Origin of the sequence: Burkholderia sp. IO2 (assembly GCF_029522185.1) — a bacterium.
Taxonomy (GTDB): Bacteria; Pseudomonadota; Gammaproteobacteria; order Burkholderiales; family Burkholderiaceae; genus Burkholderia; species Burkholderia cenocepacia.
The window spans coordinates 23,172-45,057 of sequence record NZ_JAKWFH010000002.1 but is presented as its reverse complement, the minus strand read 5'-3'; the positions used below and the strand labels follow the sequence as shown (position 1 = coordinate 45,057).

Genomic DNA, 21,886 nt, shown 5'->3' with positions numbered 1-21,886 from the left:
TCAGTCGATGGCCGACGCGGCCGCCTGCTCGAACGGCGCCAGGAATGCCCAATCCGGATGCGCCGCCGCGACGTCCGCGAGCCCGCGCGCGAACGCGTGCGCCGGCAGCCACGGATACCCGAACGCCGCCTGCAGCCGCGCGAGTTTCAACGACTGCGGATCGTCGATCGTATCCATCCGCGCGATATGAATGTGCAGCGCGGCAACCCGCGCAACGTCGTCGTTTGCGCCGTCGACGGCGAACTGCCAGCGGTACGTGCCATGTCCGATCCGCAGTGCGCCGTTGTCCTTCTGTCGCATCACGACGAGCCACGGCATGCGGCTGACGCTGTGCTCGTCGACGGGCGGCTGCGCGCAGACGTAGTAGGTCCGGCACTGCTCGAACCGCTCGCCGAATGCCTCGACCAGCGTATGCGCAATGGCCGTCACACCGGTCACGCGCGGCGGAAAGTCGATGTCGTCGCTGGCGAGCGAAAAGCTCAGCTCGGCATGGGCCGCGAAGCAGTCGGCGATCAGCGCGGCCTGGTTCAGGTCCTTCGCGCGCAGATAGCATTCGAGCAGCGCGCGAACCGTGGCGGGATGAAGCGGGAAGGGCATGCGCGAACCTCCTGATAGGGGAAATCGGGCCGCATGCGGGCGGCCGGGTTGGCCGAGGCCGCAGGTGCCTTTGCCGTATAATTTCGTTTCAAAGCTAAATTCGCATGACCGCACGGAGCGTCGACGTCATGGCCAAGCAGCAAGAGGAGTCCGTTCTGACCATTACCAACCCGGCCTGCCTGATCGACGGCACGGACACGGAATTCCGCCACCTGATCAACGGGCTGCTGCCGTTCGCGGCGCGCCTGCTGTCGGTGCGCGACGGTTTCGGCTCGTTGATCGGCCTCACCGGCATCCAGTATTCATTGCTCGTGTCGGTCGCCCATCTGTCGCACGACGACGTCGTGACCGTCAACCGCCTCGCCGATCATCTGCACCTGAGCGGCGCGTTCGTCACGATCGAGACCGGCAAGCTGAAGAAACTCGGCCTGATCGACAAACGCGCGGACCCCGACGACAAGCGCAAGATGCGGCTCACGGTCACGCCGGCCGGCTCGAAGCTGCTGAAAGCGCTCGCCGATACGCAGCAACGCATCAACAACGTGCTGTTCGAAGGCGTGACGAAAACCGAGTTCAAGGCGCTTTGCTCGGTGATCGACCGCCTCGTCACCAACGGCGATCGCGCGACGCTCGATCTCGCGCACATGATCGCGCGCCAGGAAAAAGGCTGACGCGCGCCGGCCGCCGCGCTCAGTGCGCGGCCCACTCGATCGTATCCAGGTCGACCCCTTCGAGATGCATGTCCCACAGCGGGCTCAATTCGCGCAGCTTGCCGACCGTGTCGCGCACCTGCGCGATCACGCTGTCGACCTCGGCTTCGGTCGTGAAGCGGCCGAGCGTGAAGCGGATCGAGCTGTGCGCGAGCTCGTCGCTGCGGCCGAGCGCGCGCAGCACATACGACGGCTCCAGCGACGCCGACGTGCACGCGGAGCCTGACGACACCGCGACGCCCTTGATCCCCATGATCAGCGATTCGCCTTCGACGAAATTGAAGCTGACGTTCAGGTTGTGCGGAATCCGGCGCGCGAGGTCGCCGTTCACGTAAACCTCGTCGAGCGTCGACAGGCCGGCCAGCAGCCGGTCGCGCAACGCGCCGACGCGGCGGCTTTCGTCCGCCATTTCTTCCTTCGCGAGCCGGAACGCTTCGCCCATCCCGACGATCTGGTGGGTCGGCAGCGTGCCGGAGCGCATCCCGCGTTCGTGGCCGCCGCCGTGCATCTGCGCTTCGAGGCGCACGCGCGGCTTGCGGCGCACGTACAGCGCGCCGATCCCCTTCGGGCCGTACACCTTGTGCGCGGTCACCGTCAGCAGGTCGACGTTCAGCGCATTCACGTCCACCGGAATCTTGCCGGCCGCCTGCACCGCATCGCAATGAAACACGATGCCGCGCGCGCGGCACAGCGCACCGATTTCGGCCACCGGCTGGATCACGCCCGTTTCGTTGTTCGCGAGCATCACCGACACCAGGATCGTGTCGGCGCGCAGCGCCTGCTGCAACGCATCGAGGTCGAGCAGGCCGTCTTCGCGCACGTCGAGGTACGTGACGTCGAAACCCTGGCGTTCGAGTTCACGACACGTATCGAGCACGGCCTTGTGCTCGGTCTTCACCGTCACGAGATGCTTGCCCTTGCCTTGATAGAAGTGCGCGGCGCCCTTGATCGCGAGGTTGTTGCCTTCGGTCGCGCCGGATGTCCACACGATTTCGCGCGGATCGGCGCCGAGCAGCGCGGCGACGTGCGCGCGCGCTTCCTCGACGGCGTGCTCGGCATCCCAGCCGTAGGCGTGGCTGCGTGAGGCGGGGTTGCCGAACTGCTCGTGCAGGAACGGCACCATCTTGGCGACCACGCGCGGATCGACCGGCGTCGTCGCGCTGTAGTCCATGTAGATCGGACGGGATTGCATCGAAAGGGGCTCCGGAAGGCGGCGTCTCGCATGGGTCGCGAGCGCCGGGGAATACGGTTGCCGCAGTGTACGTGGACATTCGTGCGCGCCGTGCAACATCCATCCCGCGAGTAGGGTTGTCTTTCAAACAAAGCTTTCAAGATCAGGGTTTACGACATCTTGAACTGGGGTTTGTGTTTACATTTAATAAAATCTAAATAACAAAGCTAATTAACGGTGCTTTGTTGATGCGGATTCCTCGGCGGAATCCGGCAATGCAACCCATGGAGGACGAGATGAGCGAGAACCATGCCGGAACCGGCGCGGATGCCGACGAGCAGCGGCGCTTCCGGGCCGCACTGTCGATGTTCGCGACGGGCGTCGCGGTGATTACCGCCCCGCGCAAGGAGGGGATGCCGATCGGTATCACGGTCGCGTCGTTCAATTCGGTGTCGCTGGACCCGCCGCTGATCCTGTTTTCGGTCGACCGTCGCAGCCTGAGCCTCGGCGAGCTGGCCGGCGCGGATGGCTACGCGGTCAACGTGCTCGACGAGACGCAGCAGCACCTGTCGAACTGCTTCGCGAAAGCGAACGGCGACAAGTGGGGCTGGCGCGGCGGCGCGGCCGGCGACGGTGGCGGCGGCGTGCTGCTACCCGATGCACTCGCGACGTTCGAATGCGAACCGTATGCGCAATACGACGGCGGCGACCACGTGATCTTCGTCGGCCGCGTGATGCGGCACCGCGCGCGCCCGGACGGGCGTCCGCTGATCTTCTTCGGCGGACGCTACCGCGCGCTCGACGGCGCGTACGCGTCGGCCATGTGAACGCAACCCACGATTCATTCCACCCAGGAGGGCATCATGATCAAGAACGGCACTCAGCACATCGCGTCGCTGCGCGACGGGCGGCAGGTCTACCTGAACGGCCAGCCGGTCGGCGACGTGACCGCGCACGCGGCATTCCGCAATTCGATCCGCAGCTACGCGAGCCTGTACGACTATCAGGCGGAGAACGAAAACGTCGAGAAGATGACGTTCGTGTCGCCCGACTCCGGCAATCGCGTCAGCCGGATCTGGCAACTGCCGACGTCCTATGACGAACTCGTCGAGCGCCGTGCCGCGCTGGAAGCGTGGTCGGAGCTGCATTACGGCTTCATGGGCCGCTCGCCCGACCACGTCGCGTCGTGCCTCTCCGGCATGTACATGGGCGCCGACGTGTTCGAGCAATACGACCCGGCGCGCGCCGGCGCGCTGCGCGACTACTACCGTTATGCACGCGACAACGACCTGTTTTTGACCTACGTGATCGTGAATCCGCAGGCGAACCAGTCGAAGACCGCGCACGAGCAGGAGGACAAGTACCTCGCGGTCGGCATCGTCGATCAGGATGCCGAAGGCATCACGGTGCGCGGCGCGAAGATGCTCGCGACCAGCGGGATCATGGCGAACGAGGTGTTCTGCAGCTGCATCCAGCCGCTGCGCGAAGGCGACGAGATGTATGCGCTGTCGTTCGCGGTGCCGATGAACGCGAAGGGCATGAAGATCATGTCGCGCAAGTCGTACGAGGAGCACGCGACGTCGGTGTTCGACAACCCGCTGTCGAGCCGCTTCGACGAGAACGACGCGGTGCTGTATTTCGACGACGTGAAGGTGCCGTGGGAGCGGATCTTCGTCGCCGGCAATACCGCGATGTGCGCGAAGCAGTTCCACGCGACACCCGCGCACGTGTACCAGAACTATCAATGCCAGGTGCGCCTGATGACGAAGCTGCGCTTTCTCGTCGGGCTCGGCCTGAAGATCTCCGAGGTCAACGGCACGAACGCGTTCCCGCAGGTGCGCGAGACGCTGGGCCAGCTCGCGGCCGAAGCATCGATGGTCGAGGCGTGGGTCTACGGAATGGAAGCGAAGGGCACGGTCGTCAACGGCTTCTACGTGCCCGACCGCAACATGCTGTACGGCTCGCAGGTCGTCACGCAGCAACTCTATTCGAAAGTGCTCAACACGTTGCGCGAGCTCGCCGGCGGCGGAATGATCATGCTGCCGTCCAGCGTGCGCGATTTCGAGAACCCCGACCTGCTGCGCATCATCGAGAAGACGCAGAAGTCGCCGGTGTGCTCGTCCGAGGATCGCGTGAAGTTCTTCAAGCTCGCGTGGGACGCGGTCGGTTCCGAATTCGCGTCGCGCCACAACCAGTACGAACTGTTCTATGCCGGCGCGTCGTTCGTCACGAAGGGCCATGCGTATCGCACGTACGACTGGCAGCGCGCGTCGCATCTGGTCGATTCGATGCTCGGCAGCTATTCGCTGAACCAGGAACGGTCGACGCCGCGCGCCGCCTGACCGCCCGCATCGAAACCCGCTTCACCCGCTATCGCAATCAGGAGAGACAGATGGCCATCAACAAGCTTCACGACGAATTCCACACGCTGGACATGCAGCGCGACTGGCGGTTGCCGGAGGGCTATGACCCGGCGTCCGGCGCGCAGGAGCTGATCCTGTCCGGCGCGCTCGACACCGAGCGCAAGCGCGGCAGCCGCACGCGCCTGCTGCGCCTGCCGGCGGGGCTGCATACACAGAAGCCGTTCGTGCACGACTACTGGGAAGAGGTGTTTCTGGTCGAAGGCGATTTGACCGTCGGCAACGACGAGCACGGCAACGGCGGCACGCCGTTCGAGGGCTACACGTATGCGGTGCGCCCGCCCGGCGCATGGCACGGCCCGTTCAAGTCGAACGGCGGCTGCGTGCTGCTGGAGATCCACTATTACGATCCGGCGTGAGCCCGGTCGATCAATGACAGACAGCGGGCCCGCGGGATCGCGCGGCCCGCGACGAGGAGCATTCGATGAAAACCATCACGTTCGCGATCGACGGTCGCGACGGCCGCACCGAGCGCGCGATCGCGATCGACACGCTCGTGATCGCGGGCTGGACCGGCCGCGATACGGTCGCCATGGAAAAGCATATCCGCGAACTGGAAGCACTCGGCGTCAGGCGCCCGGCGACGACGCCGGTGTTCTACCGCGTTGCCGCCGATCGCCTCGATCCGTCGCCGGCGATCCAGGTCGCGGGCGGGCAGAGCAGCGGCGAAGCGGAATTCGCGCTGGTGCGCGACGGCGGCGAGACCTTCGTCGGCATCGCGTCCGATCACACCGATCGCGAGGTCGAGACGTACGGCATCACCGTGTCGAAGCAGATGTGCGGCAAGCCGTGCGCGAACACGCTGTGGAAGCTCGACGACGTGGCCGGTCACTGGGATCGACTGGTGTTGCGCGCGTACGCGACGATCGACGGCGAGCGCGTGCTGTATCAAGAAGGCAACGTGACCGCGATGCGCGCGCCGGACGATCTGCTCGCGCAATTCGCGCGTCATGGCGGCCGCTTCGAGGACGGCACCGCGATGCTGTGCGGCACGCTCGCGGCGATCGGCGGCATCCGGCCGGCTGAGCGGTTCGAGGTCGAGCTGGAAGACCCGGTGCTGGGCCGCACGATCCGGCATGCGTACGCGGTGGACACGCTGCCCGTGGCGGGCTGACGCGGCGGCGGAACGCGCGCGCGCTCACGCGCGGCAGATCGCGATGATCTCCGCGCTGGTCGCTTCGTCGAACGGAGCGGGGTTCCAGTCGCCGCACCAGTCGGCCGCCGGGAATCCGGCTGCGATCACGCGCGCCTGCAGTTCAGGTTGCGCGATGAAACGCAGCCGGCTCGTATTCGTCAGCAGCGTGTCGTCGCGGCGGAAGCGGTAGTGCGTGTCGAACGTCACGACCGCGCCGTCGATCGCCCGCACCGCGTGATGGAGATCGACGATGCCGAATTCGTGTGACTCGATGCGGCGCGCCGACTGCGCGGGCGTCCATGCTCGCCACGGTTCGGTGCGCGGGTTGCGGGTATCGAACAGGAAGCGGCCGCCGTCGGCGAGCACGCGTCGCACGCCGCGCAGCGTCGCGTCGATGTCGTCGTCGGTCAGCAGGCACTGGAACGCGTGACCGGTCATCACGACCGCATCGAACGGCGCGCCCGGCGGCAGGCCGTCGAGCGCGCACGCGAACCAGCGTACGGCGTCGGCGCCCGGCTGGCGTCGCGCGTAATCGATCATCGCCCGCGCGGGATCGATCGCGACGACGTCGTGCCCGGCCGCCGCGAGCCGTCGCGCGAACGTGCCGGTGCCGCAGCCGAGATCGAGGACGCGTCGCCGGGTGGCGCCGATCGCGGCGGCGTAGAACGCGAAGTCCCGATCGCCGGCGTTGAACAGGTCGTACACCGCGACGAGCCGCGGGTCGGTATAGAGCAGGTCCGCGCCGGCGGGCGTCATACGCTCATGCGCATCAGCGCTGCTGCACGGCCACGCGCAGCCCGAGCGCGATGAAGATCGAGCCGATGATCTTGCCCTGCCAGCGCGTGAGCCACGTGAGCCGCTTCACGATGCGGCCGAGCGGGCGGATCGAGCACGCGATCAGCGTCGTGTAGAGCGAGCTGAGCACGACGAAGATCAGCCCGAGCACCGCAAACTGCACGAACGTAGAGCCGCGTTCCGGATGCACGAACTGCGGCATGAACGCGAGAAAGAACAGCGCGGTTTTCGGATTCAGCACTTCGGCGGGAATCGCCTGCAGGTACGCCTTGAGCGGCGTGACGGGCGACACCTGCGGCAGCGACGGATCGGACGGTTTCTCCAGCAGCGCGCGCACGCCGAGATAGATCAGGTACGCGGCGCCGATCAGCTTCACGACGTTGAACGCGAGCGCCGACGTCATCAGCAGCGCGGACAGCCCGACGGCCGCGAACAGCGTATGCACGAAGTCGCCGCTCGCGACGCCCAGGCCGGTCAGGATGCCGGTCTTGCGGCCGCCCTGCACGGTGCGGCTCAGCACGAGCAGCACGGCGGGGCCGGGGATCAGGAACAGGCCCAGAACGACGGCCGTGAAGGTGGTCAGCGTGGTCAGGTCGAACATGGCGGCTCCGGCAGGTTCGCGCAGCGGCGGGGGATCGGCGCATTGTATTCGGTTCGGCGCGCGGGTGCAGGCGCTTCCTCGAACGGCGCGGCTGCGGCCGCGCCTTTCTGGTATAAGCACGACAGGACGCGCCGGCGTCCGGCCTTTTTTCACGACCCGTCGTTCCATGCGCGACCTTCCACCGACCACCGATCCCGCCGCGGACGCCGACGTCTATCACGTGCCGCGTCCGCTCGTCGTGTTCGGCGGCTCGGTCGTCGAGCCCGAATGGCGGCTGGAGCGGCACAGCCATCGCCAGGCGCAGCTGCTCTACACGCTGACGGGCGTCGTCTATTGCGAGATCGACGGCGGCGTGTGGACCGCGCCGCCGCAATGCACGGTCTGGATTCCCGGCGATGTCCCGCACGCGGCGCGCGGCTCGGCCGGCGCGACCTTCTACGCGGTGCTGGTCGAACCCGACGCGGCGCTCGACCTGCCCACGCGCTGCTGCACGCTGGGCGTGTCGCCGCTGCTGCGCGAACTGCTGCTGAAGGCGGCCAGCTTCCCGAATCTGTACGACGTCGACGGGCCGCAAGGGCGGCTGGTGGCGACGCTGCTCGACGAACTCGTCGCGGCGCCGGTCGAGGACCTGTACCTGCCGATGCCGGCCGACCGCCGGCTGCGCAAGCTGATCGACCATCTGCTCGACGACCCGGCCGACAAGTCGCCGCTGCCCGAGCTCGCGCGGCGTGCGGGCATCAGCGAGCGCAGCCTGACGCGGCTCGCGACGAGGGAGCTCGGCATGAGCTTGGGCGACTGGCGCCGACGGCTGCACGTCGCGCTGTCGCTGCGGATGCTGACGACCGGCCGCCGCGTGCACCAGATCGCGATCGATCTCGGCTACGAAAGCGCGAGCAGCTTCGTCACGATGTTCCGCAAGGCGACCGGCAAGCCGCCGACGCAATTCCTGACCGACCGGCAACGCTGAACCGCCGGGCTGCGCGCCCGCGCACGGTTGGCCGGATTGAAAAAGCAGTTGGCCGGGATGAGAAATGACGCATCAGGTCTCGATCCATAAAATGAGAATCGTTCTCATCTGGAGGCCAACATGCAAATCGTCACGACTGAATTCCCGTTTGTCTGGCTGCGTTACAGCGGCTCGATCCACACCGATCCCGCCCGCCTGCTTGCCGAACTCGACGCGCTGCTGGCGCGCCGCGAACGCTTCGTTCTTCTGACCGACGATGCGCCGTCCGGCGACGATCGGGCCGACAACGATCACGAGATGCGCAAGCAGCTCGCGAAGTGGAGCAAGGCCAACCGCGCGCTGTCGCGCGAATGGATTCCCGGGATGATCGCGATCGAGCCCAATGCGGCGCGGCGCGTGGCGCTCAATGCCTTTTCGGGTGCCTTCGAGAAGGTCTGGGGGTATCCGCTGAACGCGGCGGCGAGCCGCGACGACGCGCTGGCGCTCGCGCAACGGCTGCTCGCCGAACCGGCGCCCGGCGTCGCGGCGGCGAACGCCTGACCCGACGGCCGCGCCGGCGCGCGGCTTGCGTCGACATCGACACGCACGCACGGTGCGCGAACGCGCGCCGCGGCAGAGTGCAACCATGCAGAGGTGTCCGGTGGACAATCCGATCCGCGCGATGCGCATCTTCACGCGCATCGTCGAAATGAACAGTTTTACGCGCGCGGCGCAGGCGCTCGGCATTTCGCGCGCCACCGCCACGCGCACCGTGCAGGAGCTCGAAGCGGCGCTCGGCATGCCGCTGCTGGTGCGCACGACGCGCGCGCTGCGGCCGACGCCCGAAGGCGACGCGTATTACCGGCGCTGCGTCAGCATCACGGCGGACGTCGACGAGCTCGAAGCGAGCATCCGCGGCGCCGCGCTGCATCCGAGCGGGCCGCTGCGCGTCGAATTGCCGGCGTCGGTGGCGGGCGCGATCGTGTTGCCGGCGCTCGGCGAATTTCATACCCGGCATCCCGATCTGGAGCTGATGCTCGCCGTGGCCGGGCGCGCGGGCGACCGCATCGGCGACGCGATCGATTGCAGCGTCCGGCTCGGTGCGCTGCCCGATTCGTCGCTCGTCGCGCGCCGGCTCGGCGCGCTCGAGCGCGTGACCTGCGCGAGCCCCGCGTATCTCGACCGCTTCGGCGTGCCGCGCACACCCGACGATCTGGGCGCGCATCGTGCGATTTGCGGATCGCACGTGTTCGGCCAGCGTCCGGCGGAGCTCGAGTTCATGGTGGACGACGCGGTGCGCAAGGTGCGGCTCGACGGCATCGTCAGCGTGGACGACGAGCAGGCGTATCTCGCCTGCGGCGTGCACGGCCTCGGACTGATCCAGCCGACGCGCGTCGCCGCGCAGCCGCTGATCGAGGCGGGACGGCTGCGGGAGGTGCTGCCGTGTTGGCAACCCGATGCGCTCGCCGTGTCGGTCGTCTACGTGAAGCGCCCGCATGTGTCGCCCGGCGTGCGCGCGTTCGTCGACTGGATCGCGGAGCGTTTCGTGCAGGCCGGGAAGGAACACACAGGGCTGGCGGCGGCGGGGGCGGTAGGGTGGCGGCCGGCGCAGGATGCCGCCGCTACCTGCGACCGCTACAGCGGACTGGTCGCGGCAGCCTGACGGCGGGATGCCGACGGCAAGTCCTCAAATGGTTGCGAGGCGTAACGCGCGGGCCATCCGGTACGTATCGGATGATGTCGATAGTTGGGCGACGCAGCACGAAACTCGCCGGAATATGGCCCGCGTAGGCCAGGTGAACGTCCGTGCAGCGATACGCCGCGACCCGAAACCGTACGCTGCCACGGGTAGGGAACCGCCGCCCTAGATCGCCGTCAGCCGACCCAATTCTTCCGCCAGAAAATCGACGAACGCGCGAATCCGCGTGGACATCTGGTGCCGCTGCGCATACACCGCATAGATGTCGGCGCTCGGCGTTTCATGATCCGGCAGCACGACGACCAGCCGCCCGTCGGCGAGATAGTCGCGCAGATCCCATTCCGCGCGCATCAGGATGCCGTGCCCGTCGAGTGCCCACTTCACCGCGATCTCGCCGTCGTTTGTCGTCAGGTTACCGTTGATCCGCACGGCTTCCGTGTGGCGGGCCGCGCCGCGTCCGCTCGTCAGGCGCCACACGCCGTAACCTTCGTCGCCTTGCCGGATGCCGATGCAGTTGTGCCGCGTCAGGTCGTGCGGCGTGCCGGGCGTCCCGTGCCGCGCGAGATACGCGGGCGCCGCGCACAGCAGCCGGCGGTTCGGCGCGAGCCGCCGCGCGACGACGCGCGTGTCGGGCGGTTCGCCGAAGCGGATGCACACGTCGAACGCGTCGTCGGTGAGCGGTGGCGGCATCACCGACAGCTGCAACTGCACCGACACCTCCGGATAGCGCGCGACGAAGCGCGAGATCGCCGGGCCGACGTGGCTGCGCCCGAACCCGAGCGTCGCATTCACGCGCAGCAGGCCTTTCGGCCGCTGTTTCGCGCTGCCGAGCAGTTCGCCGAGTTCGTCCATCTGGTCGAGGATCCGGCGTGCGTATTCGAGGTACACGTCGCCTTCGGGCGTCAGCATCATTCGCCGCGTCGTGCGATTGACGAGCGTCACGCCCGCGCGCCGCTCCATCTGCGTGAGCCGCTTGCTGACGGCCGCCGCGGTCAGCCCGAGTTCGCGCGCGGCCGCGCTCAGGCTGCCCGACGCGGCCAGCGTCGAGAAGAAGCCGAGATCGGCCGGCTGGACGGTATCCGCCATGACGGGATTCGTGAATTGAAGTTAAAGATGCTTTGAGTATAGCTCCGGTTTCTACACTCCCGGTTCGGTAAAGTGCGTTCACGCTCACGATCAATCGAGGATGTCCGCATGAAGACCTACCGTATCGCAACGATTCCCGGCGACGGCATCGGCAAGGAAGTGGTGCCGGCTGGCAAGCAGGTGCTGGAGGCGCTGGCCCGCGGCAGCGACCGCTTCGCGTTCGAGTTCGAGGATTTCGACTGGGGCGCCGATTACTACCGCCGGCATGGCGCGATGATGCCGGCCGACGGTCTCGATGCGCTGCGCGGCATGGACGCGATCCTGTTCGGCTCCGCGGGCGACCCGGACGTGCCCGATCACGTGACGCTGTGGGGGCTGCGCCTGAAGATCTGCCAGGGCTTCGACCAGTACGCGAACGTGCGTCCGACGCGCATCCTGCCGGGCATCGACGCGCCGCTGAAGCGCTGCGGGCCGGACGACCTGAACTGGGTGATCGTGCGCGAGAACTCCGAAGGCGAATACGCGGGCGTCGGCGGCCGCGTGCACCAGGGCCATCCGATCGAGGCCGCGACCGATGTGTCGATCCTCACGCGCGCCGGCGTCGAACGCATCATGCGTTTCGCATTCCGGCTCGCGCAGTCGCGCCCACGCAAGCTGCTGACCGTCATCACGAAGAGCAACGCGCAGCGGCATGCGATGGTGATGTGGGACGAGATCGCGAAGCAGATCGCACCGGAGTTTCCCGACGTGACGTGGGACAAGGAACTCGTCGATGCGGCAACCGCGCGCATGGTCAACCGCCCGGCGTCGCTCGACACGATCGTCGCGACCAACCTGCACGCGGACATCCTCAGCGATCTTGCCGCCGCGCTCGCGGGCAGCCTCGGCATCGCGCCGACCGGCAACATCGATCCCGAGCGCCGCTATCCGTCGATGTTCGAGCCAATCCACGGCTCCGCATTCGACATCATGGGCAAGGGGCTCGCGAATCCGGTCGGCACGTTCTGGTCGGTCGTGATGCTGCTCGAGCATCTCGGCGAGACGGAAGCGGCTGCGCGTGTGATGCACGCGATCGAGGCCGTGACGGCCGACCCGTCGCTGCATACGCGCGACCTCGGCGGCCGCGCGACGACCGCGCAGGTGACGGCGGCCGTCTGCGAGCGCGTCGCGAACGCGGCGGTGGCGGCCTGACGGCGGCGCGGCGCGGCCGGCACGCGCATGTGCGCATGCCAGCCGCGCGCCGCCCGTTCGCTTCACTCGGCATTTTTTCTGCCCGCGACTCGCGCATCCGACGCGAGCCGGGCGCCGGCCGGCGCTCGCGGTCCATCGACCGACGGCGCGCGGTCCGACCTCGAAGGAGGAGACACATGCAAGCGGATCTGGAAACCCGCGTCGCGCGGAAACTGATGTGGCGCATCATTCCGTTCGTGATGCTGCTTTACTTCGTCAGCTTTCTCGATCGCGTCAACGTCGGCTTTGCCGCGATGACGATGAACCAGGCGATCGGCCTGTCGCCGACCGCGTTCGGGTTCGGCGGCGGCCTGTTCTTCATCGGCTACTTCCTGTTCGAAGTGCCGTCCAACCTGATTCTCCACCGCGTCGGCGCGCGCATCTGGATCGCGCGCGTGATGATCACGTGGGGCATCGTGTCGGCCGTGTCCGCGTTCGCGGCCGGGCCGACCAGCTTCTACGTGCTGCGTTTCCTGCTCGGCATGGCCGAAGCCGGTTTCTTCCCCGGCATCATCCTGTACCTGAGCCTGTGGTTCCCCGCGAAGCAGCGCGCGGTGGCCGCCGCGTGGTTCATGGCGGCCGCGCCGATCTCGACCGCGATCGGCTCGCCGCTGTCGGGCGCGATCATGCAGATGCCGCCGATGTTCGGCCTCGCCGACTGGCAGATGCTGTACATCGTCGAAGCGCTGCCGGCGGTCGTGCTCGGCTTCGTCGTGCTGAAGCGCCTGACCGATGCGCCGTCGCAGGCCGCGTGGCTGCGCGCCGACGAGCGCGACTGGCTGATCGCGAAGCTGAAAGCGGAAGCGGACGCGCGCCACACGCACGTCGGGCACACGGCCGGTGCGTGGCAGGCTCTGCGCGATCCGCGCGTGCTCGCGCTCGCGCTGATCTACTTCGGCACGTCGGCGGGGCTCTATACGCTCGGGCTGTGGGCGCCGCTGATGGTCAAGCAGTTCGGCTTCACCGCGTTGCAGACGGGCCTGCTGACCGGTATCCCCAGCATCGCCGCCGTGGTCGCGATGATCGTGTGGGCGCGACATTCGGATCGCACCGGCGAGCGCACCTGGCACGTCGTGATTCCGTGTGTGCTGGCGTGCATCGGGTTCGTGTTCGCGGGGCAGGCGAATACGGCGCTGCTGACCGTGCTCGCGCTGGTCGTCGTCAACATCGGGATCAGTGCGGCGAAGGCGCCGCTGTGGGCGATGCCCAGTGCGTTCCTGTCGGGGGCCGGCGCGGCCGCGGGGATCGCGATGATCAATTCGATCGGCAATCTCGGCGGATTCGTCGGGCCGTTCGCGATCGGTTGGCTCAAGCATGCGACGGGCGGATATGCGGCGGGGTTGTACGTGGTGGCCGGCACGCTCGCGGTGTCGGCGGTCGTCACGCTGATGCTGAGCCGCAAAGAGGCGCGGGAAGCGGCCGTGCCGGGCGTGCGGCATCACTCGTGAGCGCCGCAATGTGCGCGCGGCAGGGCAGCCCGACGGGCGCGTGACGTATCCGTCCGGCTTCGTGCGCGGTGGCGCGCGATCGGCTGGCGGGAACGTCAGCGTCAGCGCATGTTCACCTGCGGGCCGGAAGGCGCATGCGGACGCAGTCGCTACGAGGCCGTCGCCGCGACCTGCCGCGCGATGCGCGCCGCACACGCGTCGGGCGTCGCCGCGGACGTATCCAGCACCATCTCGCTGAACGGCCGCGCCGCATAGCCCTCGCGATACATCTCCGCGATCCGGTTGCGCTCCCAGTCGGTCAACGCGCGCGCGCCGCGATTCGACGCCGCGACCGCTTCGGGCGGCGCGAGCGTGACGACGAACAGGCGCGCATCACGCGCCTCGCAGGCCGCGCGCAGCCGTTCGAATTCCGCTTCGCCGATCGGATAGGCGATGACCAGATGGCGTTCGCGCGCGTTCGCGATCTGCGTGACGAGACGTCCGAGCGCAATCGCCCACTGCACGTCGAACGGTGCGTCTTCGGGCGCATCGTGATCGTCGCCGTCGATGAAGCGCGCGTCGGGCAGCACGCGTGCGAGCGCGAGGCCGATCGTCGTCTTGCCGCTGTTGATCGGGCCGTTCAGGTGGATGACGGTAAGGGGGGCCATGAGTCGACGCAGAAAATCGGACGACTCGCAGCTTGCCATGACTGGCGCGGCGGCGCAGTGCCGTTGGTGCGTCACGCGGCGGGATGCGAATACGAAGGGAAAGCGGACAGGCGGGGAGCGGGGAAGCGGCAGGCTGCGTGCGCAACGATGCGCCACACGGCAGCCTGCCCGACCGTGCCGCATGCAAGCGATGCGGCACGGCGTCGAACGCAGCGACTTACTTGTCGCCGTCGCCCTTGATCTGCGGCAGCGCCGACGCTTCGCCCGGCGTCAGCAGCCCGACTTGCGAATACACGCGCAGCTTGTCGCGCGTATCGGTGATGTCGAGGTTGCGCATCGTCAGCTGGCCGATCCGGTCGCGCGGCGAGAACGTCGACGCCACCTTCTCCATCGACAGCCGTTCCGGCTGGTACGTGAGGTTCGGCGACTTCGTGCTCAGGATCGAGTAGTCGTTGCCGCGGCGCAGTTCGATCTTCACTTCGCCGGTGATCGCGCGGGCGACCCAGCGTTGCGCGGTCTCGCGCAGCATGATCGCCTGCGGGTCGAACCAGCGGCCCTGGTACAGCAGGCGGCCGAGGCGGCGGCCGTTCTCGCGGTACTGCTCGATCGTGTCCTCGTTGTGGATGCCGGTGACGAGACGCTCGTACGCGATGTACAGCAGCGCGAGGCCCGGAGCTTCGTAGATGCCGCGGCTCTTCGCCTCGATGATCCGGTTCTCGATCTGGTCGCTCATGCCGAGGCCGTGACGGCCGCCGATGCGGTTCGCTTCGAGCAGCAGCTCGACCTGATCCTTGAACTCGACGCCGTTCAGCGCGACCGGCTGGCCGGCTTCGAAGCGCACCGTCACTTCCTCGGCGGCGATCTTCACGTCGTCGCGCCAGAACGCGACGCCCATGATCGGGTTCACGATCTTGATGCCGCTTTCGAGGCTTTCCAGATCCTTCGCCTCGTGCGTCGCGCCGAGCAGGTTCGAGTCGGTCGAATACGCCTTCTCGGCCGACATCTTGTACGCGAAGCCGGCCTGGTTCATGAATTCGGACATTTCGGCGCGGCCGCCGAGTTCGTCGATGAACGTCTGGTCGAGCCACGGCTTGTAGATCTTCAGATCCGGGTTCACGAGCAGGCCGTAGCGGTAGAAGCGCTCGATGTCGTTGCCCTTGTACGTGCTGCCGTCGCCCCAGATGTTGACGCCGTCTTCCTTCATCGCGGCGACGAGCATCGTGCCCGTCACGGCGCGGCCGATCGGCGTCGTGTTGAAGTACGTGACGCCGGCGGTCGTGATGTGGAACGCGCCGCTTTGCAGCGCCGCGATGCCTTCGGCGACGAGCTGCGCGCGGCAGTCGATCAGGCGGGCGCCGGCTGCGCCGTATTCGATCGCGCGTTTCGGGATCGCGTCGTAATCGTCTTCGTCGGGCTGGCCGAGGTTCGCCGTGTATGCGTACGGGACGGCGCCCTTCAGTTTCATCCAGTGCAGCGCGGCGCTGGTGTCCAGGCCGCCGGAGAAGGCGATACCGACCTTCTGGCCGGTCGGGAGGCTTTCGAGAATCGTGCTCATAGGAATTACCGTGGATTGAAGCCGGTGGGATCGTATTTCGCGGAATATGCGAGTATCGGCTGTCCGGGAAGTTGGGGCAAGGGCTGATTTTGGTGCGGAACCGTCGTCGCGCCTGTCGCGGCGGGCCTGACGGGCGGTTAACCGGGTGGAGAACGCCGTGCGGGGCGGCGTTGCATCGCCGCCGAAAACGCGCGCGGACGAACCGGCCGCGGGCCGGATTTCCGGGGCCGGATCGGTGGCCGGCCGTGCCCAGCGTCGCCGGCGCGCCGCGTCGATGTGCCGAAAGGCATATGAAAGAAAGGCGCGTGAAGCGGGCGCCTCAGATATTCCACGACCGCGCGGTATCGAGCAGCCGCTCGCGCAACTGGTCGACTTCGCCGGCCAGCTTGGCCGTGATCGACACGTAGCCGGACAACGGCGGCGGCGGCGCGTCGTGCGGCGGGTCGGCCGGCCGGCGGCGCGGCGCCAGCCGGCTCGGCGTGCCGAACTTGAGCGCGCGGCTCGCTCCGACCAGCGTGTCGCGGATGCGCCGGTTCACGCCCTTCATCTCGACGCGCATGTATTCGCGGGCCGCCACGTCGTCACGCGCCGGCAGCGCGCTCGACAGGATCTCCAGATAACCGATGCACAGGCGCAGGCTGCGCTGGATCGCCTCGAGCTGCGCCATCGACGTCTCGCACTCCTTCGACACCGACGGCATCAGCGAGCGCAACTGCACGAGCAGCGCGCTCAGCGCGGCCATTTCCTTCAGGTGCGCGTCGTCGCTCACGTGGCGGTCGCCCGCGAGCCGCGCATGCACGGCCGCGCACGCGCGCAGCGCGTCGGCGAGCTTGTAGCGCCACGAGTAGGTCGCATAGAGCGGCAGCGCGAACGAGAACGCCAGCGCGATCGCGATGCCGACCAGCACGTTCACCGCGCGCCACAGGCCGTCGACGATCTCGTTGTCGCCGTGCCCGGCGACGATCACCATCGTGATCGCCGACAGCAGCGCGATGTAGCCGGCCTTGCCGATCGCGTGATACGCGCAGATACCGCACCCCACGGCCATCAGCAGGTAGATCGCGAACGGCGCGTGCAGGAACGAGTAGAGGAGGATCAGCCCGAGCCCCGCCAGTGCGCCGATCGACGTGCCGAGCGCGCGCTCGGCTGCCTTCTTGCGGATGTTGCCGTGATGTTGCAGCCCGCCGACGACGATCAGCACGGTGATCGTCGACCATTCGCCGTGCGGCACGCGCAGGCCGGTGGACAGCGCGATCGACACGAGAATCGCGAGCGCGACGCGCGCCGCATGGATCAGCTTCGCGTGCCGGTAGCGGCGATACGGGTCGAGCAGCGGGCGGAGCGCGTGGCGCACGAGCGGCGGCAGTCGGGTCGGGAGCGGGGCGGTCATGACGGAGTCGAGGGGGCCGGGACGCGCACGGCGGCCCGCGCGGGCCGGCGCCGCGCCGCCTGCGCAGCTGACGTAACGCTAGCCGAACGCGCGCGGGCTGTCCACGGCGGCGCCGACGGGCCGGGCGACCGGCGGCCGCGTCAGGTCACGGCGCACCTCGCGTCACGCGTCGGCCGCGCTCGACAGTGCGTCCAGCACGCGGTTGCGGCCGCCGGACTTCGCGCGGTACAGCGCCTCGTCGGCGCGCCGCAGCAGCGTCGCGGCGTTCATCCGGCCGTCGGCGGCGGTGGCCGTGCCGATGCTGGCCGTGACGCGCCCGTACGGGCTTTTCACGTGTTCGATCCCGAGCCCCGCGATCGCGCGCCGGATGCCCTCGGCGACGGTCGCCGCGCCCGGCGCGTCGGTGTCGGGCAGCGTAACGACGAATTCCTCGCCGCCGTAGCGCGCGACGTGATCGCTGTCGCGGCGCAGGCAGCGCGACAGCGATTGCGCGACCTGGCGCAGCACGTCGTCGCCGGCCGGGTGGCCGTAGTAGTCGTTGAACGCCTTGAAGTGATCGACGTCGACGAACAGCACGGACAACGGGCGGCCGCTGCGCGACGCGCGCTGGGCTTCCTTCGCGAGCACCGCATCGAACGTGCCGCGGTTGTCGAGGCCCGTCAGCGAATCGGTGTGCGCGAGCCGGTACAGCTTCGATTCCGCGTCCTGCCGGCGCTTCAGCTCGCGCGACAGCGCGAGCGAGCCCCACGCGATGAATGCCGTAAACAGGCTCATCAGCACGACGGTCCACACCGCGCGGTGCTGCCACGACGCATAGATGTCGATCTCGGCGGGCGCGACGTCGACGATCAGCGGCAGCCCGGCGAGATGCTTGTAAACATAGACGCGCCGCACGCCGTCGATGGCGCCGACCCCGCTCAGCTCGCCGTCGCGGCTGCGCTGCGCGTCGATGAACAGCGGCGAGTCGTGCAGGTCGAGGCCGACCACCCGCGTGTCGTACGGCAGGCGCGACACGAGCGTGCCGTTGTCCTCGACGATCGCCGCGCTGCCGTGCCGGCCGACCGCGAGACCGTCGAGCAGCGCGCGGAAGTAGTCGATGCTGAGCGTGCCGACGACGATCCCGGCGAACGTGCCGTCGGGCCGGTTGATCCGGCGGCTCAGCGCGATCGTCAGCGCGCCGCCGCGCAGCCGCGACGCGTACGGCCGGCTGATGTAGAGGCCGGGGACGAGCCGGTCGCGGTGCACGGCGAAATAGTCGCGGTCGGCGAAATTGCCTTGCCGCGCGGGCGATGCGCTCGAATCGATCGCGATATTGCCGTGCGCATCCATCACGAAAATGGAGCCGAGATAGGCGCCGGTGGCCGCGCGGTCGAACAGCAGCCGGTGGCGCTGGCGCGGCGGCAATGTCATCAGTTCCGGATCGGCCACGCCGTCGACGACGTTTTGTAATGACAAATCGTAGAGTTCGATATTGCGCGCGATATCGCGTTCGATCAGCAGCATCAGGTTGCGCGCATTTTCGACCGCATGGTCATACGCGTCGCGGCGCGCCTCGATTAATAGCGACGTGGAAAGTCCCCAACTGAACATCAGCAGGACGATGCCCGCCACGAGTACGCCGCGGGGCGACAGAATGCGTGCCACGACCGACGCGGTATGGCGGCGCAGCGTGGCGGGCAGCGGGAATGACTTCATCCTCGGGGGTGGCGGGCGGCGGCTGGTCGCGTCGTTGGCGGTTCCGCGCGGATTATTTCGAATTAAGCGTCATTATCCCGCGAATTCCTGAATTTCGCGTGCGCATGCAAAACATGCATGCGGATACGGCGATTCGAAACGGTTACGCATCATTACCGCATGGCGCGCGGGCGATTTGATTTGAATCAATGACCAGTGTCGGGCTTTTTGTCTGATTAATGGTGTATTGATCGGTCGATTTTGCGTATTGCCGCGGTATTTGGCGGATCGGGACAGGATTAGGTCGCGACCGGGAAAAACGAATATCGAATGACCCGTTCGTAATCGGGGTCTTTGCAACGACGTGCGACCGTGGCCGCGCCGACGCGGCCAACCCGTTGATTCCGCGAAATCTCCGGCGGGGCGGCGGGCGGGGCGACCTCAGCTGTCCCCGTATCGAATCAGGTAGAATCCGCGCTTCGCCGCAGGCGCCCGCCGCGCAACGCGTATCGGGGCCGCATCGAATGCATCGCAGGACGCGCGCCGCGCTCCGATTCCGCATGCGCCGGCTACGGATGCCGGCCCGCTCAACGTTCGTCTCGTTTATGTCCGCAATTCCGAATTCCGACCAACCCGGTTCGCCCGCGAACCCACCCAAGCTTCATCGCGCGCTGAAGGCGCGCCACCTGACGATGATCGCCATCGGCGGCTCGATCGGCACGGGCCTGTTCGTCGCGTCCGGCGCGTCGATCTCGCAGGCCGGCCCCGGCGGCGCGATGGTCGCGTACATGCTGATCGGCCTGATGGTCTACTTCCTGATGACGAGCCTCGGCGAGATGGCCGCGTTCATGCCGGTGTCGGGCTCGTTCGCGACCTACGGCGCGAAATACGTCGATGAAGGCTTCGGCTTCGCGCTCGGCTGGAACTACTGGTACAACTGGGCGGTGACGATCGCGGTGGAGCTCGTCGCCGCGCAGCTCGTGATGCACTACTGGTTTCCGGACGTGCCGGGCGTGTGGTGGAGCGCGGCGTTCCTCGGCGTGATGTTCCTGCTCAATGCGCTCACCGTGCGCGGTTTCGGCGAAGCCGAATACTGGTTCGCGCTGATCAAGGTCGTCACCGTGGTCGCGTTCATCGGCGTCGGGCTGCTGATGATCTTCGGCATTCTGAAGGGCGCGCCGGCCAACGGCTGGGGCAACCTGACGATCGGCGACGCACCGTTCGCGGGCGGCCTGCCGGCGCTGATGGGCGTCGCGATGATCGCGGGCTTCTCGTTCCAGGGCACCGAGCTGATCGGCGTCGCGGCCGGCGAATCGGAAAACCCGCGTACGACGATCCCGCGCGCGGTGCGCCAGGTGTTCTGGCGCATCCTGCTGTTCTACGTGTTCGCGATCTTCGTGATCGGCGTGCTGATTCCGTATACCGACCCGAACCTGCTGAAGACGGACGTGACCGACATCGGCGTGAGTCCGTTCACGCTCGTGTTCCGTCACGCGGGCCTGGCCTTCGCGGCGGGCGTGATGAACGCGGTGATCCTGACGGCCGTGCTGTCGGCCGGCAACTCGGGCATGTACGCGTCCACGCGGATGCTCTACAACCTCGCGACCGAAGGCCGCGCGCCGAAGGTGTTCGCGAAGCTGTCGCCGGGCGGCGTGCCGCGCAACGCGCTGTACGCGACCACCGCCGTCGGCGCGCTGTGCTTCTTCACGTCGCTGTACGGCGACAAGACCGTGTACCTGTGGCTGCTGAACACCTCCGGGATGACGGGCTTCATCGCGTGGCTCGGCATCGCGGTCAGCCACTACCGGTTCCGCAAGGGCTACGTGAAGCAGGGGTATGCGCTCGACCAGTTGCCGTACCAGTCGAAGTGGTTCCCGTTCGGCCCGCTGTTCGCGTTCGTGCTGTGCCTCGTGATCGCGCTCGGCCAGGATTACCAGGCGTTCCTCGCGAACCGGATCGACTGGGCCGGCGTGGCCGCGACCTATGTCGGCATTCCGCTGTTCGTCGTCGTGTGGCTCGGCTTCCGGTTCCTGAAGAAGAGCCGGTTCGTGCGCTACGAGGACATGGAGATCGCGCCGTGGATCGCCGCGAATCGCGGCGCGCAGCGGCAGCCGGTGGCGAACCGCGAAACCGCGGGCTGATGCCGGCGCGGCAGGCGGCCGCGCGACGGTCGACGAAACGGGAAGCCGCGCGCTTCCCGTTTTTTTTGCCCGGCTTTTGCCTGCACGGGGTCAAAGCCGGTTATATTGCCCGACCCTACCGGGCCACGGCCCGGCCGGCGCGACAGGCGCGGCGCGGATCGGCATCCGGCGCGCGCCGCGCGGCGGCCGGCGAGCGGCCCGGCGTTTTCATCGCTCCCGCCGGGCCGGCACGGCCCGCGGAGCGCGCAACCCAGAGGAATCCATGAGCGCATCACCCGCCGAGCGGAAGGCCGGACCCGTTTCCATCGTGCGAATCGAAGCCGCGATCAACGCGTGGCGCGAAGTGTACCCGCCGGCGCCGGACGGCGAGGACGGCTACGCGCTCGACGCCGGCAGCAACTGCCTGGCCGAGCTGTACGGCACGATGATCTGCTATCAGTTGCCGGACGTGCCGCTCGACTCGCTGAGCCACGAGCAGCGCGATGCGCTGTACGCGACCGAGGGGTGATGCGGTCGACACGATGCCGCCGTGCGGCGTCGGTGAACGAACGGGAAGCCTCGCGGCTTCCCGTTTTGCTTTGCGCAGCCCCGCGCGTCGTCGCCAGCACGACGCTGCTTGCGCCGGGACCGGCGCCGGCTGA

22 protein-coding genes are annotated in these 21,886 nt (G+C 67.8%); 13 read left to right on the top strand and 9 right to left on the bottom strand.

Features of this window, described 5'->3' with window-relative positions; genetic code table 11:
* Nucleotides 1-597, bottom strand: a complete 597-nt coding sequence (locus MMB92_RS01455; RefSeq protein WP_226245105.1) for a nuclear transport factor 2 family protein — start codon at nt 595-597, stop codon at nt 1-3.
* Between the two features lie 128 nt (nt 598-725).
* Between MMB92_RS01455 and MMB92_RS01450 the strand changes: the two genes are divergently transcribed.
* Nucleotides 726-1,268: a MarR family winged helix-turn-helix transcriptional regulator gene (locus tag MMB92_RS01450; protein WP_006490479.1), complete on the top strand. Its 543-nt coding sequence runs from the start codon at nt 726-728 to the stop codon at nt 1,266-1,268.
* A 19-nt stretch (nt 1,269-1,287) separates the two neighbouring features.
* Here the strand turns inward: MMB92_RS01450 and MMB92_RS01445 are convergent, their stop codons facing one another.
* A complete protein-coding gene (locus tag MMB92_RS01445) occupies nt 1,288-2,499 on the bottom strand; it encodes an IscS subfamily cysteine desulfurase (protein WP_212249496.1) in 1,212 nt (403 codons plus the stop codon).
* A 254-nt stretch (nt 2,500-2,753) separates the two neighbouring features.
* Here MMB92_RS01445 and MMB92_RS01440 point away from each other — a divergent pair, with 254 nt between their 5' ends.
* From MMB92_RS01440 to MMB92_RS01425, 4 genes are all read left to right on the top strand, one after another.
* On the top strand, nt 2,754-3,305 hold the full coding sequence (locus tag MMB92_RS01440; RefSeq protein WP_226245106.1) for a flavin reductase family protein: 552 nt from the start codon (nt 2,754-2,756) through the stop codon (nt 3,303-3,305).
* A 36-nt stretch (nt 3,306-3,341) separates the two neighbouring features.
* A complete protein-coding gene (locus tag MMB92_RS01435; protein ID WP_226245107.1) occupies nt 3,342-4,820 on the top strand; it encodes a 4-hydroxyphenylacetate 3-hydroxylase N-terminal domain-containing protein in 1,479 nt (492 codons plus the stop codon).
* Nucleotides 4,821-4,870: 50 nt separating this feature from the next.
* Nucleotides 4,871-5,257: a hypothetical protein gene (locus MMB92_RS01430; protein ID WP_006490483.1), complete on the top strand. Its 387-nt coding sequence runs from the start codon at nt 4,871-4,873 to the stop codon at nt 5,255-5,257.
* 65 nt (nt 5,258-5,322) lie between these two features.
* Entirely contained in the window at nt 5,323-6,012 is a 690-nt protein-coding gene (locus MMB92_RS01425) for a DUF2848 domain-containing protein (RefSeq protein WP_062910018.1), read from the top strand.
* 24 nt (nt 6,013-6,036) lie between these two features.
* Here the strand turns inward: MMB92_RS01425 and MMB92_RS01420 are convergent, their stop codons facing one another.
* Both MMB92_RS01420 and MMB92_RS01415 read right to left on the bottom strand, forming a co-directional pair.
* Nucleotides 6,037-6,789 (bottom strand): class I SAM-dependent methyltransferase, encoded by a 753-nt coding sequence (locus tag MMB92_RS01420; protein ID WP_226245108.1) that lies wholly within the window; start codon nt 6,787-6,789, stop codon nt 6,037-6,039.
* A gap of 13 nt (nt 6,790-6,802) precedes the next feature.
* Nucleotides 6,803-7,429 carry a LysE family translocator gene (locus MMB92_RS01415; protein ID WP_226245109.1) on the bottom strand — a complete coding sequence of 209 codons (627 nt, stop codon included), beginning with the start codon at nt 7,427-7,429 and terminating at the stop codon, nt 6,803-6,805.
* A 166-nt stretch (nt 7,430-7,595) separates the two neighbouring features.
* Here MMB92_RS01415 and MMB92_RS01410 point away from each other — a divergent pair, with 166 nt between their 5' ends.
* From MMB92_RS01410 to MMB92_RS01400, 3 genes are all read left to right on the top strand, one after another.
* Nucleotides 7,596-8,396, top strand: a complete 801-nt coding sequence (locus tag MMB92_RS01410; RefSeq protein WP_006490459.1) for a helix-turn-helix transcriptional regulator — start codon at nt 7,596-7,598, stop codon at nt 8,394-8,396.
* Nucleotides 8,397-8,516: 120 nt separating this feature from the next.
* Complete coding sequence (locus tag MMB92_RS01405) at nt 8,517-8,936, top strand: ATP--cob(I)alamin adenosyltransferase (RefSeq protein WP_048988933.1); 420 nt, start codon at nt 8,517-8,519, stop codon at nt 8,934-8,936.
* A gap of 100 nt (nt 8,937-9,036) precedes the next feature.
* Nucleotides 9,037-10,038 (top strand): LysR family transcriptional regulator, encoded by a 1,002-nt coding sequence (locus MMB92_RS01400; RefSeq protein WP_058902808.1) that lies wholly within the window; start codon nt 9,037-9,039, stop codon nt 10,036-10,038.
* A gap of 201 nt (nt 10,039-10,239) precedes the next feature.
* Here the strand turns inward: MMB92_RS01400 and MMB92_RS01395 are convergent, their stop codons facing one another.
* Complete coding sequence (locus MMB92_RS01395; RefSeq protein WP_069357765.1) at nt 10,240-11,160, bottom strand: LysR substrate-binding domain-containing protein; 921 nt, start codon at nt 11,158-11,160, stop codon at nt 10,240-10,242.
* Between the two features lie 108 nt (nt 11,161-11,268).
* Here MMB92_RS01395 and MMB92_RS01390 point away from each other — a divergent pair, with 108 nt between their 5' ends.
* Nucleotides 11,269-12,351: a tartrate dehydrogenase gene (locus tag MMB92_RS01390; RefSeq protein WP_226245110.1), complete on the top strand. Its 1,083-nt coding sequence runs from the start codon at nt 11,269-11,271 to the stop codon at nt 12,349-12,351.
* A gap of 176 nt (nt 12,352-12,527) precedes the next feature.
* Entirely contained in the window at nt 12,528-13,838 is a 1,311-nt protein-coding gene (locus MMB92_RS01385; protein ID WP_226245111.1) for an MFS transporter, read from the top strand.
* Between the two features lie 149 nt (nt 13,839-13,987).
* Here MMB92_RS01385 and MMB92_RS01380 read toward each other — a convergent pair whose 3' ends face one another.
* From MMB92_RS01380 to MMB92_RS01365, 4 genes are all read right to left on the bottom strand, one after another.
* The gene (locus MMB92_RS01380) at nt 13,988-14,485 is read right to left on the bottom strand and encodes an AAA family ATPase (RefSeq protein ID WP_226245112.1); all 498 of its coding nucleotides are present in this window, start codon (nt 14,483-14,485) and stop codon (nt 13,988-13,990) included.
* 217 nt (nt 14,486-14,702) lie between these two features.
* Complete coding sequence (gene argG / locus MMB92_RS01375) at nt 14,703-16,040, bottom strand: argininosuccinate synthase (RefSeq protein ID WP_006496064.1); 1,338 nt, start codon at nt 16,038-16,040, stop codon at nt 14,703-14,705.
* Nucleotides 16,041-16,359: 319 nt separating this feature from the next.
* Nucleotides 16,360-17,430 (bottom strand): FUSC family protein, encoded by a 1,071-nt coding sequence (locus MMB92_RS01370; protein ID WP_012493157.1) that lies wholly within the window; start codon nt 17,428-17,430, stop codon nt 16,360-16,362.
* Nucleotides 17,431-17,592: 162 nt separating this feature from the next.
* Nucleotides 17,593-19,125 carry a sensor domain-containing diguanylate cyclase gene (locus MMB92_RS01365; protein WP_062885350.1) on the bottom strand — a complete coding sequence of 511 codons (1,533 nt, stop codon included), beginning with the start codon at nt 19,123-19,125 and terminating at the stop codon, nt 17,593-17,595.
* On the opposite strand from MMB92_RS01365, the gene MMB92_RS01360 reads away from it, so the two are divergent.
* The 3 genes from MMB92_RS01360 to MMB92_RS01350 all read left to right on the top strand — a co-directional run bounded on the left by MMB92_RS01360 (nt 19,116) and on the right by MMB92_RS01350 (nt 21,753).
* Nucleotides 19,116-19,304, top strand: coding sequence for a hypothetical protein (locus MMB92_RS01360; protein WP_185716426.1), 189 nt, complete (start codon nt 19,116-19,118; stop codon nt 19,302-19,304). The two genes, MMB92_RS01365 and MMB92_RS01360, sit on opposite strands and share 10 nt — an antisense overlap.
* Nucleotides 19,305-19,709: 405 nt before the next feature.
* Nucleotides 19,710-21,245 carry an amino acid permease gene (locus tag MMB92_RS01355; protein ID WP_006496062.1) on the top strand — a complete coding sequence of 512 codons (1,536 nt, stop codon included), beginning with the start codon at nt 19,710-19,712 and terminating at the stop codon, nt 21,243-21,245.
* A 262-nt stretch (nt 21,246-21,507) separates the two neighbouring features.
* Nucleotides 21,508-21,753 carry a DUF3717 domain-containing protein gene (locus tag MMB92_RS01350; RefSeq protein ID WP_006482527.1) on the top strand — a complete coding sequence of 82 codons (246 nt, stop codon included), beginning with the start codon at nt 21,508-21,510 and terminating at the stop codon, nt 21,751-21,753.
* The last annotated feature ends 133 nt before the right edge of the window (nt 21,754-21,886 follow it).

Excerpts from the sequence above, each read along its gene's own strand:
- MMB92_RS01415 (WP_226245109.1), bottom strand. The coding sequence starts at position 7,429 with ATGTTCGACCTGACCACGCTGACCACCTTCACGGCCGTCGTTCTGGGC.
- MMB92_RS01380 (WP_226245112.1), bottom strand. The coding sequence starts at position 14,485 with ATGGCCCCCCTTACCGTCATCCACCTGAACGGCCCGATCAACAGCGGC.
- MMB92_RS01445 (WP_212249496.1), bottom strand. The coding sequence starts at position 2,499 with ATGCAATCCCGTCCGATCTACATGGACTACAGCGCGACGACGCCGGTC.
- MMB92_RS01350 (WP_006482527.1), top strand. The coding sequence starts at position 21,508 with ATGAGCGCATCACCCGCCGAGCGGAAGGCCGGACCCGTTTCCATCGTG.
- MMB92_RS01425 (WP_062910018.1), top strand. The coding sequence starts at position 5,323 with ATGAAAACCATCACGTTCGCGATCGACGGTCGCGACGGCCGCACCGAG.
- MMB92_RS01430 (WP_006490483.1), top strand. The coding sequence starts at position 4,871 with ATGGCCATCAACAAGCTTCACGACGAATTCCACACGCTGGACATGCAG.
- MMB92_RS01455 (WP_226245105.1), bottom strand. The coding sequence starts at position 597 with ATGCCCTTCCCGCTTCATCCCGCCACGGTTCGCGCGCTGCTCGAATGC.
- MMB92_RS01410 (WP_006490459.1), top strand. The coding sequence starts at position 7,596 with ATGCGCGACCTTCCACCGACCACCGATCCCGCCGCGGACGCCGACGTC.
- MMB92_RS01360 (WP_185716426.1), top strand. The coding sequence starts at position 19,116 with ATGACTTCATCCTCGGGGGTGGCGGGCGGCGGCTGGTCGCGTCGTTGG.
- MMB92_RS01420 (WP_226245108.1), bottom strand. The coding sequence starts at position 6,789 with ATGACGCCCGCCGGCGCGGACCTGCTCTATACCGACCCGCGGCTCGTC.
- MMB92_RS01390 (WP_226245110.1), top strand. The coding sequence starts at position 11,269 with ATGAAGACCTACCGTATCGCAACGATTCCCGGCGACGGCATCGGCAAG.
- MMB92_RS01450 (WP_006490479.1), top strand. The coding sequence starts at position 726 with ATGGCCAAGCAGCAAGAGGAGTCCGTTCTGACCATTACCAACCCGGCC.
- MMB92_RS01440 (WP_226245106.1), top strand. The coding sequence starts at position 2,754 with ATGCAACCCATGGAGGACGAGATGAGCGAGAACCATGCCGGAACCGGC.
- MMB92_RS01435 (WP_226245107.1), top strand. The coding sequence starts at position 3,342 with ATGATCAAGAACGGCACTCAGCACATCGCGTCGCTGCGCGACGGGCGG.
- MMB92_RS01385 (WP_226245111.1), top strand. The coding sequence starts at position 12,528 with ATGCAAGCGGATCTGGAAACCCGCGTCGCGCGGAAACTGATGTGGCGC.
- MMB92_RS01370 (WP_012493157.1), bottom strand. The coding sequence starts at position 17,430 with ATGACCGCCCCGCTCCCGACCCGACTGCCGCCGCTCGTGCGCCACGCG.
- MMB92_RS01355 (WP_006496062.1), top strand. The coding sequence starts at position 19,710 with ATGTCCGCAATTCCGAATTCCGACCAACCCGGTTCGCCCGCGAACCCA.
- MMB92_RS01365 (WP_062885350.1), bottom strand. The coding sequence starts at position 19,125 with ATGAAGTCATTCCCGCTGCCCGCCACGCTGCGCCGCCATACCGCGTCG.
- MMB92_RS01405 (WP_048988933.1), top strand. The coding sequence starts at position 8,517 with ATGCAAATCGTCACGACTGAATTCCCGTTTGTCTGGCTGCGTTACAGC.
- argG (WP_006496064.1), bottom strand. The coding sequence starts at position 16,040 with ATGAGCACGATTCTCGAAAGCCTCCCGACCGGCCAGAAGGTCGGTATC.
- MMB92_RS01395 (WP_069357765.1), bottom strand. The coding sequence starts at position 11,160 with ATGGCGGATACCGTCCAGCCGGCCGATCTCGGCTTCTTCTCGACGCTG.